General features: G+C 42.2%; 11 protein-coding genes and 1 pseudogene. All 12 read right to left on the bottom strand.

The annotated features are described in order from the left end of the window. Nucleotides 1-46: 46 nt before the first annotated feature. Nucleotides 47-2,167, bottom strand: coding sequence for a polyribonucleotide nucleotidyltransferase (gene pnp, locus ACN6MY_RS10380; RefSeq protein WP_419883862.1), 2,121 nt, complete (start codon nucleotides 2,165-2,167; stop codon nucleotides 47-49). Nucleotides 2,168-2,579: 412 nt separating this feature from the next. Further along, nucleotides 2,580-2,849 (bottom strand): 30S ribosomal protein S15, encoded by a 270-nt coding sequence (gene rpsO, locus ACN6MY_RS10375; protein ID WP_071349546.1) that lies wholly within the window; start codon nucleotides 2,847-2,849, stop codon nucleotides 2,580-2,582. A 106-nt stretch (nucleotides 2,850-2,955) separates the two neighbouring features. After that, nucleotides 2,956-3,928: pseudogene (ribF, locus tag ACN6MY_RS10370) on the bottom strand (bifunctional riboflavin kinase/FAD synthetase); the annotation flags it as partial. 36 nt (nucleotides 3,929-3,964) lie between these two features. Next, complete coding sequence (gene truB, locus ACN6MY_RS10365; protein WP_419883861.1) at nucleotides 3,965-4,879, bottom strand: tRNA pseudouridine(55) synthase TruB; 915 nt, start codon at nucleotides 4,877-4,879, stop codon at nucleotides 3,965-3,967. Between the two features lie 150 nt (nucleotides 4,880-5,029). Beyond that, the gene (rbfA, locus tag ACN6MY_RS10360) at nucleotides 5,030-5,398 is read right to left on the bottom strand and encodes a 30S ribosome-binding factor RbfA (RefSeq protein WP_071349543.1); all 369 of its coding nucleotides are present in this window, start codon (nucleotides 5,396-5,398) and stop codon (nucleotides 5,030-5,032) included. 18 nt (nucleotides 5,399-5,416) lie between these two features. Continuing rightward, the gene (locus ACN6MY_RS10355) at nucleotides 5,417-5,695 is read right to left on the bottom strand and encodes a DUF503 domain-containing protein (protein ID WP_071349568.1); all 279 of its coding nucleotides are present in this window, start codon (nucleotides 5,693-5,695) and stop codon (nucleotides 5,417-5,419) included. Then, nucleotides 5,695-7,914, bottom strand: coding sequence for a translation initiation factor IF-2 (gene infB, locus ACN6MY_RS10350; protein ID WP_419883860.1), 2,220 nt, complete (start codon nucleotides 7,912-7,914; stop codon nucleotides 5,695-5,697). The genes ACN6MY_RS10355 and infB overlap by 1 nt, the downstream gene beginning before the upstream one ends. A gap of 19 nt (nucleotides 7,915-7,933) precedes the next feature. Then, on the bottom strand, nucleotides 7,934-8,236 hold the full coding sequence (locus tag ACN6MY_RS10345) for a YlxQ family RNA-binding protein (protein ID WP_419883859.1): 303 nt from the start codon (nucleotides 8,234-8,236) through the stop codon (nucleotides 7,934-7,936). 4 nt (nucleotides 8,237-8,240) lie between these two features. Beyond that, entirely contained in the window at nucleotides 8,241-8,516 is a 276-nt protein-coding gene (rnpM, locus tag ACN6MY_RS10340) for an RNase P modulator RnpM (RefSeq protein ID WP_071349540.1), read from the bottom strand. Nucleotides 8,517-8,533: 17 nt separating this feature from the next. Further along, nucleotides 8,534-9,667 carry a transcription termination factor NusA gene (gene nusA, locus ACN6MY_RS10335; protein ID WP_090988205.1) on the bottom strand — a complete coding sequence of 378 codons (1,134 nt, stop codon included), beginning with the start codon at nucleotides 9,665-9,667 and terminating at the stop codon, nucleotides 8,534-8,536. A gap of 42 nt (nucleotides 9,668-9,709) precedes the next feature. After that, complete coding sequence (gene rimP, locus ACN6MY_RS10330; RefSeq protein WP_071349538.1) at nucleotides 9,710-10,183, bottom strand: ribosome maturation factor RimP; 474 nt, start codon at nucleotides 10,181-10,183, stop codon at nucleotides 9,710-9,712. A gap of 189 nt (nucleotides 10,184-10,372) precedes the next feature. Continuing rightward, nucleotides 10,373-14,695: a PolC-type DNA polymerase III gene (locus ACN6MY_RS10325; RefSeq protein ID WP_419883858.1), complete on the bottom strand. Its 4,323-nt coding sequence runs from the start codon at nucleotides 14,693-14,695 to the stop codon at nucleotides 10,373-10,375. Between the last annotated feature and the right edge of the window lie 151 nt (nucleotides 14,696-14,846).

Below are 14,846 nucleotides of genomic sequence, written 5' to 3'. Positions count from 1 at the left end.
AGGCCAATTCACAAGGAACCGCCTGCCTTTTCATGTATCATCCCTATTAAGCCTGTGGATTGTTTGCCGCTTCTTTCTGTTCTTTCAAAACAGCTTTACGGGATAGGTTCACTCTGCCTTGCTTATCGATTTCAGTTACTTTTACAAGGATTTCGTCTCCAATGGCTACAACGTCTTCCACTTTTCCGACTCTTTCTTCTGCAAGTTCAGAAATATGGACTAGACCGTCTTTGCCATTAAAGATTTCAACAAATGCGCCGAATTTTTCAATCCTTTTCACTTTACCAAGGTACAATTCTCCTACAACTACTTCACGGACAATATCTTCAATTATTTTCTTCGCCTTTTGGTTCATATCATCATTAATTGAAGAAATGAAGACAGTTCCATCTTGTTCTATATCGATTTTCACGCCAGTTTCTTCAATGATCTTATTGATTTGTTTACCGCTTGGCCCAATAACATCCCTGATTTTATCTGGATTAATAGACATAGTAAGAATTTTTGGAGCATATTTAGAAAGTTCTACCCTAGGCTGGTTAAGTGTGGCAAGCATGGAATCAAGGATATGCATGCGGCCTCTTTTAGCCTGCTGCAGAGCTTCTTCAAGGATAGTCTTTGAAAGTCCTTCAATTTTAATATCCATCTGAAGGGCTGTTACACCTTTGGCAGTTCCTGCCACCTTAAAGTCCATATCTCCAAGGTGATCCTCCATTCCCTGGATATCTGTCAAGATTGTGTAATGCTCACCGGATTTGACAAGTCCCATTGCAATTCCTGCTACAGGCGCCTTAAGCGGCACCCCGGCATCCATCATCGCCAATGTGCTTGCACATATGCTGGCCTGTGAAGTGGAACCATTGGATTCAAGAACCTCGGAAACAAGGCGGACTGTGTAAGGGAAGTCTTTGTCATTTGGAATGACTGGTTCCAATGCTCTTTCGCCAAGTGCCCCATGACCAATCTCACGGCGGCCCGGCCCTCTTAATGGACCTGTTTCGCCGACACTAAAGTGCGGGAAATTATAATGGTGCATAAAGCGTTTGGATTCTTCAGTTCCCAGTCCATCAAGAATTTGTACATCACCGAGTGCCCCAAGCGTACAAATTGATAATGCCTGAGTCTGCCCGCGTGTGAATAAACCTGATCCGTGAGTCCTTGGAAGCAAGCCCACTTCCGAAGAGAGAGGCCTGATTTCATCAGGATTCCGGCCATCCGGACGAACTTTTTCTTCTGTAATTAAGCGTCGAACTTCGCTTTTCACTAGTTTATTTAGTATTTCTTTTATTTGTTTCATTTTTTCTTCATCTGTATCTTGTTCTTCATATTTTGCAAGAACACTGTCTTTCACTGCCTTAATTGCATCTTCTCTGGCATGCTTTTCCTGAACCTGCACTGCCTGATTAAGGTCTTGTCCGCAAAGGTCTTTAATTTCTTTTTCCAAAATGGAATCTACTTGATACAGCTTAACTTTAATTTTTTCTTTTCCAATTTCAGCTGCAATCATTTCCTGGAATTCAATCAGCTTGATAATGGCATCATGTCCATACATAATTGCTTCAAGCATCGTTTCTTCCGGAACTTCATCTGCTCCCGCTTCAACCATATTGATGGCATCTTTTGTTCCGGCAACTGTCAGATTGATATCGCTTTTTTCCAGCTCTTCAACTGTTGGATTAATGATGAATTCATTATTGATTCTTCCTACCACTACACCGGCAATGGGGCCTTCAAATGGAATATCGGAAACACATAAAGCCAAAGAAGAACCAAACATTGCAGCCATTTCAGACGAGCAATCCTGATCAACACTCATGACCATGCTGATAATCTGGACATCATTTCTGAATCCATCTGCAAATAGCGGTCGGATAGGCCTGTCTATTAAACGGGATGCAAGGATTGCTTTTTCGCTAGGCCTTCCTTCCCTTTTAATGAAGCCTCCAGGGATTTTTCCGACAGCGTACAGCCTTTCCTCGTAGTTGACTGTCAAAGGAAAAAAGTCTACGTTTTTCGGTTCTTTAGAAGCAGTCACTGTACTTAGCACAGCCGTCTCTCCGTATCTTACGAGAACTGCGCCATTTGCCTGCTTGGCTAATTGGCCGATCTCAACCGTTAGTTTCCTCCCGGCCCAATCATATGAATAGGTGTGTTTTTCCTGTCCCATCTTTCAATAAAACCCCTCTCTGAATCGTCGCTTTAGAGGCTTGGTATTAGTACCTAACCTAATTATTACATCATATATATGTCAAAGTAGAATAACTAAAGTAAACTAAACTCATCCTTATTATGCACGAAAAAAACAAGCATTAACAGCAAAATGGATTAATTAAGAAAAAATCTGCAATTTTTTCTGCAATATGCATCCTGCACACTTGCCCAAGCTTAAAATAGCTTTCATTATGTATGATTAATGATGCAGGGCATCATTTGGATGGTTATTAAAAAACCCGGCTGTCAGCCGAGTCCTTAAGGACGATGGCAATAGCCTGTATCATTTATGCGCCCGACATACTTCTTTAAAAATCGTTTTATTAACATCAAAAAAGCGGGAAGGTTTCCCGCTTTTTTTTGAGTGATTATCGACGTAAGCCCAATCTTGTAATAAGCTCACGGTAACGAGCTACATCCTTGTTGCGAAGGTATGCAAGAAGGTTACGGCGTTTACCTACCATTTTAAGAAGACCGCGACGTGAATGGTGGTCTTTTTTATGAACACGCAAGTGCTCGTTCAAGTTGTTGATGTCTTCAGTAAGAACTGCGATCTGTACTTCTGGTGAACCAGTGTCAGTGTCATGAGTTCTGTACTCAGCGATAATTTCGTTTTTGCGTTCTTGTGTTAATGCCATTTTGTTTTCCCTCCTAAAATTGCTGTAGAATCCCCAATCACCGAGCTAGCGTCGGAGACACGACTAGCCAAGCAATGGTTGCTTTCATACAAACATTAGAATACACCTTTTTATTTGTTATTGCAAGTTTATTATTCAATCTCTTTGAAGTATTCCTCTGCTTGTATTTTATCTATGGCAATTTGTTTGACAAGCTCTTCAAGACCGGAGAACTTTTTTTCGCTCCTCAGCCTTTTATTCCATTGGATTTCTGCGGTTTCTCCGTAGATTTCTCCTGAATAATCGAGGATATGGACTTCAACCGAAGGTACTTCCGGTTTTTCTTTATGAAAAGTGGGTTTATAGCCGACATTGCAGATACCCTTGTGCCAGATTCCCCGGATTTTCATTTGCACTGCATAGACCCCTGTTGCAGGAAATATATAATCATCTTTCAAATCCATGTTTGCAGTGGGAAAACCGAGCTGGCGTCCCCTTTTTTCCCCATGAATGACAATTCCGCGAGTCATATAGTATCTACCGGTAAGATGCCTGTATTCCAAAAAGTCCCCATCAGCCAGACATTTGCGGATTCTTGTAGAACTTACTTTTTCATCTTCAAGCTTCTGCTTTTCAACGATTGTCTGGGTAAAACGGCCGCGGCAATGGAGAGGAAGGGTTTCCATAGTTCCTTCACCGAATTTTCCATACGAATAATCAAAGCCTGCCACCACATGGCGGACATTAATGTTTATTAAATATTGATCAACGAATTCCTGTGGAAGCAGTGCTGCAAACTCCTCCGTAAAATGAACAATAAAAAGATAATCCACACCCATCTCTTCAATAATGGAAACTTTATCCTGAAGGGGAGTAATATATCGAATATGCTGAATTTTTTTTCCCAGTACTTCAGAAGGATGCGGGTCGAAAGTCATTACAGCTGACTTCATATTCAATTGATGGGCAATATCCTTCACTGCTGAAATTACCTTTTGGTGTCCTTTATGTATCCCGTCAAAAAATCCGAGGGCAATGGCAAGCTGCGGAAACTGATCGGGAGTAAATTCATGAGGATGCTCTATTACGATTACTTTCACGTTAAAATCTCCTCTTTCTACGGGCAAAACTTTCTTTTATATTTGCGCCAGTACTTTAACAGGCTTAATGAGACCTTCTTTTTGCGGATGGATTTCATAAATGGCCAATGCCTTTTGGTTCTGGTTAACCATAACGAAAGGCGTGCCTTTTTCGGCAGGCAGATTATCAGGCTGCTCTAAAACAGCTCCGTTTATCACTTTCTTTGCTACTGTATCACTAATGTGATATTTGGGCAAATGTAATAATCCCCGCTCAATCGGCTGCAGGAATGCATAGTTTTCATTTTGCGCTGCCTGTTCGACTTCATCGAATGTGAGGCAATCCTCCAGAGTAAATCCTGCTGATTCTATTCTTACGAGATCTGACATGTGGGCAGGATATCCCACTCTCTCTCCGATGGTAACTGCAAGCGTTCTTATATATGTTCCTTTGCTGCAGCTGACGCGGAATTTAAAAGAAGGATTATCGCCCGTAAAAAAATCACGGTCATCAAGCAGTTCAATGCAATGAATCATCACATTTCGCGATGGCCGTTCTATAGTAATGCCAGCTCTCGCATATTCGTATAGTTTCTTGCCATTTACCTTAACAGCTGAATACATTGGAGGAGTCTGTTCAATCATTCCTGTAAGAGATTGAAGAACATCCAATATTTCGCGCCGCTGAATGATCCTGTCAACCTTTACTTCCTCGACAACTTCTCCGCCTGCATCTTCTGTAGTTGTAGAAAATCCCAGGGTTACTTCCCCCACATATGCTTTTCCAGCATCAGTTATGTATTCAGCCACCTTTGTCGCCTTGCCAATGCAAATCGGCAGCACACCTGTCACATCAGGATCTAATGTTCCTGTGTGCCCGACTTTCTTTGTTTTAAGGATCTTCCTCAATTTAAATACACAATCATGGGATGTCATGCCTTTTGGCTTTAATAATGGCAATATGCCTTCCATACTGTTCTTCACTCTCCTTGGTCTGCAGTTTACATGCAGAAAAAAAGGATAGACAAAGCATGTCTATCCCCAGTATTCTGCAATTTTGTCCCCTTAGAATGAAAAATACGGCCAGGAAGGGAAAATCCCATTCCTAACCGATAAACAGAGTTATTCTTCATCCTTTTGTGCCGGTTTATCTTCAGAATGGATCTGGTGAATTAGTGTTTCAATTCTGTTTCCATAATCAATCGATTCATCAAACTCAAAAGAAATTTCAGGAGTTTTGCGCAGACGGATTCTCTGCCCTATTTCGGAACGGATGAACCCTTTAGCCTTTGCAAGTCCTTTTAGTGTATTTTCTCTTTGCTCGGCATCTCCTAAAACGGATATATAAACAGTTGCCTGCTGCAGGTCACCTGTTACAGAAACATCCGTTACAGTCACGAAACCGACGCGCGGATCCTTAATTTTCCGGCCGATAATCTCACTAAGTTCTTTTTTCATTTGTTCGCCTACACGGTTTGAACGAAGGCTCATAAAAATCACCTCGCTAACTTAAAGCCATTCTATATCTGTTATTGTTCGCTCTAATTCCGGAAATGAATCAAGAAATTGCAGGGCATTCTGCAATTCCCTCTCAGTCGACTTCCGGGATGAGGTAACTGTCACCAGGGCTATGCTTGTACGCTGCCACAAATCCTGATGATCGACCTCTGCCGCTGAGATATTGTATTTTTGTTTGAGCCGTGTCAGCACCCGCTGCAGCACGGCTCTTTTTTCTTTCAATGAATGTGCATTGTAGATGAGACATTCGCAAACTGCCGATCCAATGATCAAGCGCGTTTAATCTCTTCCATTACGTATGCTTCAATAACGTCGCCTTCTTTAATGTCATTGAAATTCTTAATGGTAATTCCGCACTCATAGTTTTGGGCTACTTCTTTTACATCATCTTTAAAACGCTTCAGTGTATCAAGTTCGCCTTCAAAAATAACTACACCCTGACGGATCAAGCGGATTCCGCTGTCTCTTGTGATTTTGCCGTCGGTGACATAGGAACCTGCAATCGTACCGACTTTTGATACTTTGAAAGTAGTCCTGACTTCTGCCTGGCCAATGATTTTTTCTTCGAATTCAGGGTCAAGCATACCCTTCATAGCCGATTCAATTTCTTCAATCGCTTTGTAGATGATTCTATGAAGCCTTACATCCACGTTTTCTGACTCGGCAGCACGCTTCGCATTGACATCAGGGCGGACATTAAATCCGATGACGATTGCGTTCGAAGCAGTGGCAAGGATAATATCAGATTCAGTGATGGCACCAACGCCAGCATGAATGATCTTAACTTTTGCCCCTTCTACTTCAATTTTTTGAAGAGATGCAGCGACAGCTTCAGCAGAGCCTTGAACGTCTGCTTTAATGATGATGTTTAATTCTTTTATTTCCCCTTGTTTCATTTGTTCAAACAAGTTATCGAGAGTAACACGGGATTTTTCGTTCCGCTGTGAAGCAAGCTGTCTTTGAGCACGTGTCTCGCCGACCTGGCGTGCTGTTCTCTCATCTTCAAACACGATAAAGCGGTCCCCGGCTTGTGGCACTTCATTCAATCCAGTAATTTCAACAGGTGTTGAAGGGCCCGCGTCCTTAACACGGCGTCCAAGATCATTGACCATGGCACGAACACGTCCAAATGAGTTCCCCACTACAATCGGATCTCCAATTTTTAATGTTCCGTTTTGTACAAGCAATGTAGCAACCGTTCCGCGCCCTTTATCAAGACGGGCTTCAATAACCGTTCCAATTGCTTTTCTGTTAGGATTTGCCTTATGTTCTTCCACTTCACTTACTAGCAGGATCATTTCAAGCAGACTGTCAATTCCTTCGCCTTGTTTAGCTGAAATTGGAACAAATATAGTATCTCCGCCCCAAGCTTCCGGAACTAGTGCATGTTCTGTCAGCTCCTGCATAACACGGTCTGGATTAGCGCCGGGCTTATCCATTTTATTTACTGCAACGATAATCGGAACCTCAGCGGCTTTAGCATGGTTTATCGCTTCAACTGTTTGAGGCATCACACCATCATCAGCAGCTACAACTAGTATAGTTATATCAGTTATTTGTGCACCACGGGCACGCATTGTTGTAAAAGCGGCATGTCCCGGGGTATCCAGGAATGTGATTTTTTTGCCGTGAACTTCGACTTGATAAGCACCGATATGCTGAGTGATGCCGCCTGCTTCGCCTTCAGTAACCTTTGTGTTGCGGATGGAATCCAGCAAAGTTGTTTTACCATGGTCAACATGGCCCATGATTGTAACAACAGATGGACGCTCGGCAAGGTTTTCAGCGGAATCCTCTGTCACAAGGGACTCAAGATCGGTAAGATCGACCAGCACTTCTTCTTCAACTTCAACTCCATATTCGCCTGCAATCATTTCAATGGCATCTTTTTCAAGCGATTGATTGATTGTAGCCATAACACCAAGCATAAATAGCTTCTTGATGATTTCAGAAGGTTCACGGTGAAGCTTTTTAGCAAGCTCCTGAACTGTCAAAGACTCAGTAAAGGTGATTTTCTTTGGAAGTTCTTTTTCTTTCCTTTTTTGAACAGGAGCAGCCTGTGGTGAATGTGAAGGCTTATGCTTATTGTTCCTGTTGCGGTTGTTGTTATTATTGTTTCTTCCCTTATTAAAGACCTTTGTTTCTTTCTTCTGGTTTTCCTGCGCTGTTTTTTTGCCTGCTGCAGGCTTTGGAATGACTTTTTTCTTAAGCTTTTCTTTGTTGACAACACTATTTTGGTTGTCATTTGCTTCTTCTTCATAGCTTTTAAGCGTAGAAGAAGATTGTGGTTTAATGCTGGCCGCAGGATTGGACTGCTTTTTTTCTTCTGTTTGTGGTTTTAAGGAATTATTGAGCTTATTTACAGTTGAATCGTCTAATGCTGTCATATGGTTTGATACCTCTATATTCATTTCTTTAAGTTTATTTATTACGTCCTTGCTGGAAACATTCTTTTGTTTTGCATATTCATATACACGCAATTTGGTCATACGTTCACCCCCGTAAAATTTAATCGAGCAACGTTTGAAGTTTTCTTGCAAAACCTTCATCCAGGACCGCAACGGCAACTCTTGCTTCCTTGCCTATTGCCTGACCCAGCAAAGACCGATTTTCGACTCTTTTTAAAGGAACCTGATAATGTAGGCATTTATCAGATATTTTTTTTTCTGTATTTAAAGAGGCGTCTGCAGCTAACAAGATTAATTTAGCTCCTCCGCTCCTTATCTCTTTTACAACTAACTCTTCTCCGGAGATTAGTTTACGCGCTCGATTTGCCAAACCTAGTAGCGACATCCACTGTTGTTGCTTCATGATGTTAGTGTTTCTCCTTATCCGCTAGTTCTATCAATTGTTCATAAATGGAAGGATCGATTGCCGCACTTAGATGATTTGCAAGCACATTCTTCTTTTGAGCGAGCTTAATTATATCACGGTCAAGCGATAAATAAGCTCCCCTCCCTGATTTCTTGCCGGTCGGGTCAATGCTCACTTCGCCTTCTTTTGACCTTACGATGCGAATCAGCTCTTTTTTTGGCTTCATTTCCCCGGAAGCGACGCATTTGCGCATAGGGATTTTTTTAGGGCTGCCCATTTTCGATCACCTCTGCCTTAATCGTTCTCCCCGATTAAATTATCATCACTGTCGTCTTCTTCGTAGCTGTCTCTGCTCAAAAGAAACTCCTGCTCTTCAACAGGATAAATTCCTGCTTCCCTGGCGTCTGTTTCACTTTTGATATCAATTTTCCAGCCTGTAAGCTTTGCTGCCAATCTTGCATTCTGGCCGCGTTTTCCAATTGCAAGGGAAAGCTGGTAATCCGGTACGATCACAGTAGTTGCCTTTTCCTCTTCATTCACAAGAACTTCAAGAACCTTCGAAGGGCTTAGTGCATTAGCAACGAAGACTACAGGATCTTCAGACCATTTTACAATATCAATTTTTTCGCCTTTTAATTCATTTACAATTGCCTGTACCCGCTGCCCTTTTTGTCCAACACAAGACCCAACAGGATCCACTTCGGCATTGTCAGAGTGTACGGAGATCTTCGAGCGGTCTCCCGCCTCGCGTGCAACCGATTTGATTTCAACCGTTCCATCGAAAATCTCGGGAACTTCAATTTCAAATAGCCTTTTCAATAACCCAGGATGTGTTCTGGAGACGAAGATCTGAGGCCCTTTTGAGGTTTTCTCGACTTTAGTGATAAATACCTTAATGCGGTCATGCGGTTTATATTGCTCATTGGGCATCTGCTCATTCAAAGGCAAAAGCGCTTCGATTTTACCAAGGCTTACATAAATAAATCTGGAATCCTGGCGCTGCACTATGCCTGTCATGATATCTTCTTCCCTGTCGATGAACTCAGAGTAAATAATGCCTCTTTCAGCTTCCCTCACTCTTTGAGTGACAACCTGCTTTGCCGTCTGTGCAGCAATTCGGCCGAAGTCCTTAGGCGTTACTTCCATCTCAACAACATCTTCTATCTGATAGCTTGGATTGATGCCTTTTGCTTCGTCCAATGAAATTTCAAGACGCGGATCAAAAACCTGATCCACTACATCTTTCCTTGCAAACACTCTCATTGTACCTTTATCAAGGTTTAAATCAATCCGTACATTTTGGGCCTGGTTAAAATTACGGCGGTACGCTGAAATGAGCGCTGCCTCTATTGCTTCAATTAAAACATCCTTAGAAATGCCTTTTTCTTTTTCCAGGATATATAGAGCATCCAACAACTCACTGCTCATGGTAGATCCCCCTTCGATTATTCATCTCACCACAGGCCTTGATTATGAAAAAGTAATAGCAAGCCTTGCTTTTGCTACCTTTTCATAAGGAATGACCACGGTTTTCTTTCTTGTCTTGATTCTGATTTCAACAGTTACTTCTTTTCCGTCAAATCCGGTAAGAATGCCTTCAAATTCTTTTTCATCTAAAATTGGCTCATATGTTTTTATGTAGACATTCTTTCCAATTGCTTTTTCAAAATCTTTTTCTTTTTTTAACGGACGTTCAGCCCCGGGAGACGAAACCTCAAGAAAATAATTTTGTGTAATCGGATCTGTTTCATCCAGCTTCTCGCCAAGCTTTTCACTGACATTTCCGCAGTCCTCAATATCCACACCGGTTTCTTTATCGATGTACACACGCAAAAACCAGCTTTTTCCTTCTTTTACGTATTCCACTTCTACAAGTTCAAGATTCAGCTCTTCTAGAATAGGCAATACCAGTTCTTCTACAATTTCCGTTACTTTTTTGCTCATTTGTTTCCTCCATACATGTTCGTAGTGCGTTCTTTGTAATGGATTAGAAAAAATTTTTAGTCAATTACAACACGAAAGAGTGGGTTTCCCCACTCTTGCCATTGGTTCTTCGTAGTATTTCCAATAAAAATATACCATAATCAAGTTTTTTATGCAAACACTGTGTCTCGTGCTGTGATTGCCATCCCTCTAAAACAGGGACAGCTGATTTTGTTCCGGAAGAGCTTCCAGGCAGCCCTGGTTATCAAGAAATTCCAGAATTGTTTTGGAAACCTTTCCTCTTTGCTGAAGGTCTTCTTTAGAAAGAAATTCTCCTTCCCCACGCGCCTTTACTATATTAATGGCCGCATTCGTACCCAATCCAGGTATGGAATTAAAAGGGGGAATAAGCGTATTATTTTCAATAATGAATTCATCTGCGCTCGATTTATATAAATCAACCTTTGTAAATGAAAAGCCCCTTTCACACATTTCGAGTGCAAGCTCAAGCACGGTAAGGGTATTTTTTTCTTTGGTGGAAGCTTCAAGGCCTTTCGCATTGATCTCTTCTATTTTAGTACGGATTGATTGTGATCCGCGTGACATGGCTTCAATTTCAAAGTCTTCGGCACGGACTGTAAAATAGGCTGCATAATATAAAAGAGGCAAATGTACTTTGAAGTACGCAATTCTTACAGCCATTAATACATATGCGGCAGCATGCGCCTTCGGGAACATATATTTGATCTTTTTGCAGGAATCAATATACCATTCCGGCACTTCATTTTGACGCATTTCTGCTTCAAATTCCTCGCTAAGCCCTTTTCCTTTACGGACTGACTCCATGATTTTGAAAGCAAGCGAAGGATCCAGTCCCTGATAAATTAAATACACCATAATATCATCACGGCAGCCGATTACTTCACTCAAGTTACATATTTTATTGTGGATCAATTCCTGGGCATTTCCAAGCCACACATCCGTGCCATGTGAAAGACCTGATATCTGTACCAGCTCTGAAAAGGTCGTCGGTTTTGTATCTTCAAGCATCTGGCGGACAAAACGTGTACCGAATTCCGGTATTCCAAGCGTTCCGGTTTTACACATAATCTGATCCTCTGTAACTCCAAGTGACTCGGTGCCGCTGAAAATCTTCATGACCTCAGGATCATCTGTCGGAATTGTCTTAGGATCAATGCCGCTTAAGTCCTGGAGCATACGGATTACTGTTGGATCATCATGTCCGAGAATATCCAGCTTCAGGACATTATCATGAATGGAATGAAAATCAAAATGAGTTGTTCTCCATTCCGAATTTTTGTCGTCCGCCGGAAATTGAATAGGCGAAAAATCATAAATGTCCATATAATCAGGCACAACGATAATACCGCCTGGATGCTGGCCTGTAGTCCGCTTAACGCCGGTACATCCCGCTACAAGCCTGTCCACCTCTGCACCCCTCAGGTGAAGGTTATTATCTCCAGCATACCCTTTTACATATCCATATGCTGTTTTTTCTGCCACCGTTCCGATTGTCCCTGCACGGAAGACATAATCTTCCCCGAACAGCACCTTGGTATAGTTATGGGCCTTGGGCTGATATTCCCCTGAGAAATTCAAGTCGATATCCGGTACTTTGTCGCCTTTAAAACCGAGGAACGTTTCAAAAGGGATATCATGTCCGTCTTTTTTATAAGGAATGCCGCAGTCAGGACATAGTTTATCAGGCAAGTCGAATCCAGATCCCACAGAGCCGTCATCAAAGAACTCTGACTTTTTGCACTTAGAGCATACATAATGCGGAGGAAGCGGGTTGACTTCTGTAATCTCTGTCATTGTCGCCACAAATGAAGAGCCCACGGATCCCCTGGAACCGACCAGGTATCCATCATCCAGCGATTTTTTAACAAGCTTATGGGAAATCAGGTAGATAACAGCAAATCCATGGCCTATTATGCTCTTAAGCTCTTTTTCAAGCCTCGCTTCCACAATTTCAGGAAGTTCGTCGCCATATATGCTTTTGGCCATGCTATAGCTCATTTCCCTCATCTCATCTTCTGCGCCTTCGATTTTCGGGGTATACAGTTCATCCTTTATCGGTTTTATATCATCGATCATGTCTGCAATCTTATTTGTATTTTCGACTACTATTTCCTTAGCTTTAGCGTCTCCTAAAAACTGAAACGCTCTAAGCATTTCATCGGTTGTCCTGAAATGCACATCCGGCAGTTTGTGGCGGTTCAGAGGATTGGCTCCCCCTTGTGAATTGACCAGGATTTTCCGGTAAATTTTATCATTCGGTTCCAGGTAATGTACATTCCCTGTTGCCACGACCGGCTTATCCAGCCGTTCACCAAGCTTGATGATATTGGAAATGATACCTTCCAGAGATTTTTCATCCCGCACATATTCCAGCTCGATCATATGCTGATAAACTGCTTTGGGCATCACTTCTATATAATCGTAGAACTCCGCAATATCCACCACTTCTTCAAAATCCTTTTGCATCATTCCCTCAAAGACTTCACCTTTATCGCAACCTGATCCTACCAATATGCCTTCACGCAATTTTTGGAGCTGTGAGCGCGGAATTCGCGGAACTCTGTAAAAGTAATTCAAATGGGCCATGGAAATCAGCTTAAACAGATTTTTCAATCCATCCTGTGTTTGGGCCAGCAGGGTACAGTGATATGGGCGGGACCTTTGATAAGCGTTACCCTGACCCATGTTATCATTGAACTGGTCATGGAATGCAATTCCTTTTTCCTGTGCATCTTTAAGCATTTTCAGCAGGAGGTAGCCAGTAGCTTCTGCATCATAAATCGCCCTGTGATGCTGTGTCAGCTCTATATCAAACTTTTTTGCTAACGTGTTAAGTCTATGATTCTTGAATTCCGGATACAGAAAACGAGCCAGTTCAAGAGTATCAATGACTGGATTTTCAGCCTTAGGATATCCGATTTTTTTATAGCCCACATTCAGAAACCCCATATCAAAACTCGCATTATGGGCTACCAGGATGGCATCTCCTGCCCAATCTCTAAATTTCTGCAGGACTTCTGACGGATCCGGTGCGTTTTCTACAAGATCATCTGTTATGCCCGTCAAATCGATGGTCGTATTAGACAGCGGATGGTGGGGGTTGGCAAAGGATTCAAAACGGTCAATGATTTCCCCGTCTTTCATTTTAACTGCAGCCAATTCGATGACTGTGTCATACACAGCTGATAAGCCTGTTGTCTCAAAGTCAAAAACCACATACGTATCCTCTGCCAGTTCGCGGTGTGCACTATTATAAGCAATAGGCACACCATCATCTACAAGGTTGGCCTCGACTCCATAAAGGATTTTTATATCATTTTTCTTGCCTGCGCTAAAAGCTTCAGGGAACGCCTGGGCACCGGCATGATCGGTAATAGCAATAGCCTTGTGCCCCCACTTTTTAGCCTGGGCCACCAGGGCAGCGACTGGTGTAACTGCATCCATTTGGCTCATTGGGCCATGGAGATGGAGCTCGACCCTCTTTTGTCCTTCAGGAGCCTGATCAATGCGTCCTGCACGTGATATTTCATTGATATCATTCGCAATCATAACAAGGTCCCGGACAAATGTATCATTCTGGATGCTGCCTTGTGCACGCACCCACATTCCTTTTTTGACACGGGCAAGAATGGCAGCATCTTCTTTGTCTCTGGAAAACATCTTTACGAGTATAGAACTTGTATAATCAGTTACTTTAAAAGTCAGAAGAGTCCGTCCGCTTCTTAGCTCTCTTGTTTCCGCATCGAATACAAAGCCTTCTATTGCAATTCGGCGCTCTTCATCAATAATTTGCTCTATACTTCTGAAATCTGCATCTTCCTTAATCGTATAGCCGATTTTAACCGGCCCTTCATATGCAGCATCATCTTTGCCTTTTTCACTATTTTGCTTTTGCATTTCCGTTAACGCAGCCAACCCTTTGGCTTCATCCTCTTTTTGCTTTTCAGCAAGGAATTTCTGATAGTCCTCATTTTCTGCAGCAGATGTAACCTCTGCTTCCAGTGAAAGCGGAGGGAAACCCAGTGTTTGATAAATATTTGAAATGATGCCAGAATACTTCCTTTTAAGCTGGCCTGCTTCAGCTTCATTTCTGGCCCGGACAATCAGCCTGTTGCCTATCACTTTGGGTTCCTGCTCATTTAATAAAGTCAATAATGCCGGTGAGATGCCGTCTAACTCCTCCAGGCAATTTTTCCAGTATTCCTTTATCAGTTCCTCTGAGGGTTGAGGATTCAGGACATGGAAAGAATATGTTACATTCGCAATATGTGCAAATGTACTTTTCAGCTGTATAGAAAAACGAGTGTGTATGCTGCATGGAATAAGTTTTTCCATCTGAAAGATAAAGTGCCATGTTTTAGACACTCTGTCTATGGAAAGCCTCTCTATTTCCGCCTGGTAAAAATGCTGAACAAAAGCATCTTCAGTAAGCCCCATTTGCTGGAGCAATAGTTGGAATCTTTCTCTTCCGCTATTTGGGCCCTGAGCCATCTTCTCACTCCCCATCATATATATTTTAAATGCCTGTATTAGGCTTGTTTTTATGCTTCAGCTATATTTCCCGCGTGTGAGCGCAATATCTGCCCTCAAATTTCATTACACAACAGTGGTTATTATATCATACCACCCCTTATATTACAGA

It is taken from the genome of Peribacillus sp. B-H-3, from assembly GCF_048572925.1.
In the GTDB taxonomy this organism is placed as follows: Bacteria; Bacillota; Bacilli; order Bacillales; family DSM-1321; genus Peribacillus.
The sequence above is the reverse complement of the archived record's forward strand: the minus strand, read 5'-3'. Positions and strand labels throughout refer to the sequence as shown.

What these genes read in the sequence shown, in the direction of transcription:
- rpsO (WP_071349546.1), bottom strand. Translation starts at nt 2,849, where the DNA reads ATGGCATTAACACAAGAACGCAAAAACGAAATTATCGCTGAGTACAGA.
- rimP (WP_071349538.1), bottom strand. Translation starts at nt 10,183, where the DNA reads ATGAGCAAAAAAGTAACGGAAATTGTAGAAGAACTGGTATTGCCTATT.
- nusA (WP_090988205.1), bottom strand. Translation starts at nt 9,667, where the DNA reads ATGAGCAGTGAGTTGTTGGATGCTCTATATATCCTGGAAAAAGAAAAA.
- truB (WP_419883861.1), bottom strand. Translation starts at nt 4,879, where the DNA reads ATGGAAGGCATATTGCCATTATTAAAGCCAAAAGGCATGACATCCCAT.
- infB (WP_419883860.1), bottom strand. Translation starts at nt 7,914, where the DNA reads ATGACCAAATTGCGTGTATATGAATATGCAAAACAAAAGAATGTTTCC.
- pnp (WP_419883862.1), bottom strand. Translation starts at nt 2,167, where the DNA reads ATGGGACAGGAAAAACACACCTATTCATATGATTGGGCCGGGAGGAAA.
- rbfA (WP_071349543.1), bottom strand. Translation starts at nt 5,398, where the DNA reads ATGAGCCTTCGTTCAAACCGTGTAGGCGAACAAATGAAAAAAGAACTT.
- ACN6MY_RS10345 (WP_419883859.1), bottom strand. Translation starts at nt 8,236, where the DNA reads ATGAAGCAACAACAGTGGATGTCGCTACTAGGTTTGGCAAATCGAGCG.
- ACN6MY_RS10325 (WP_419883858.1), bottom strand. Translation starts at nt 14,695, where the DNA reads ATGGCTCAGGGCCCAAATAGCGGAAGAGAAAGATTCCAACTATTGCTC.
- rnpM (WP_071349540.1), bottom strand. Translation starts at nt 8,516, where the DNA reads ATGGGCAGCCCTAAAAAAATCCCTATGCGCAAATGCGTCGCTTCCGGG.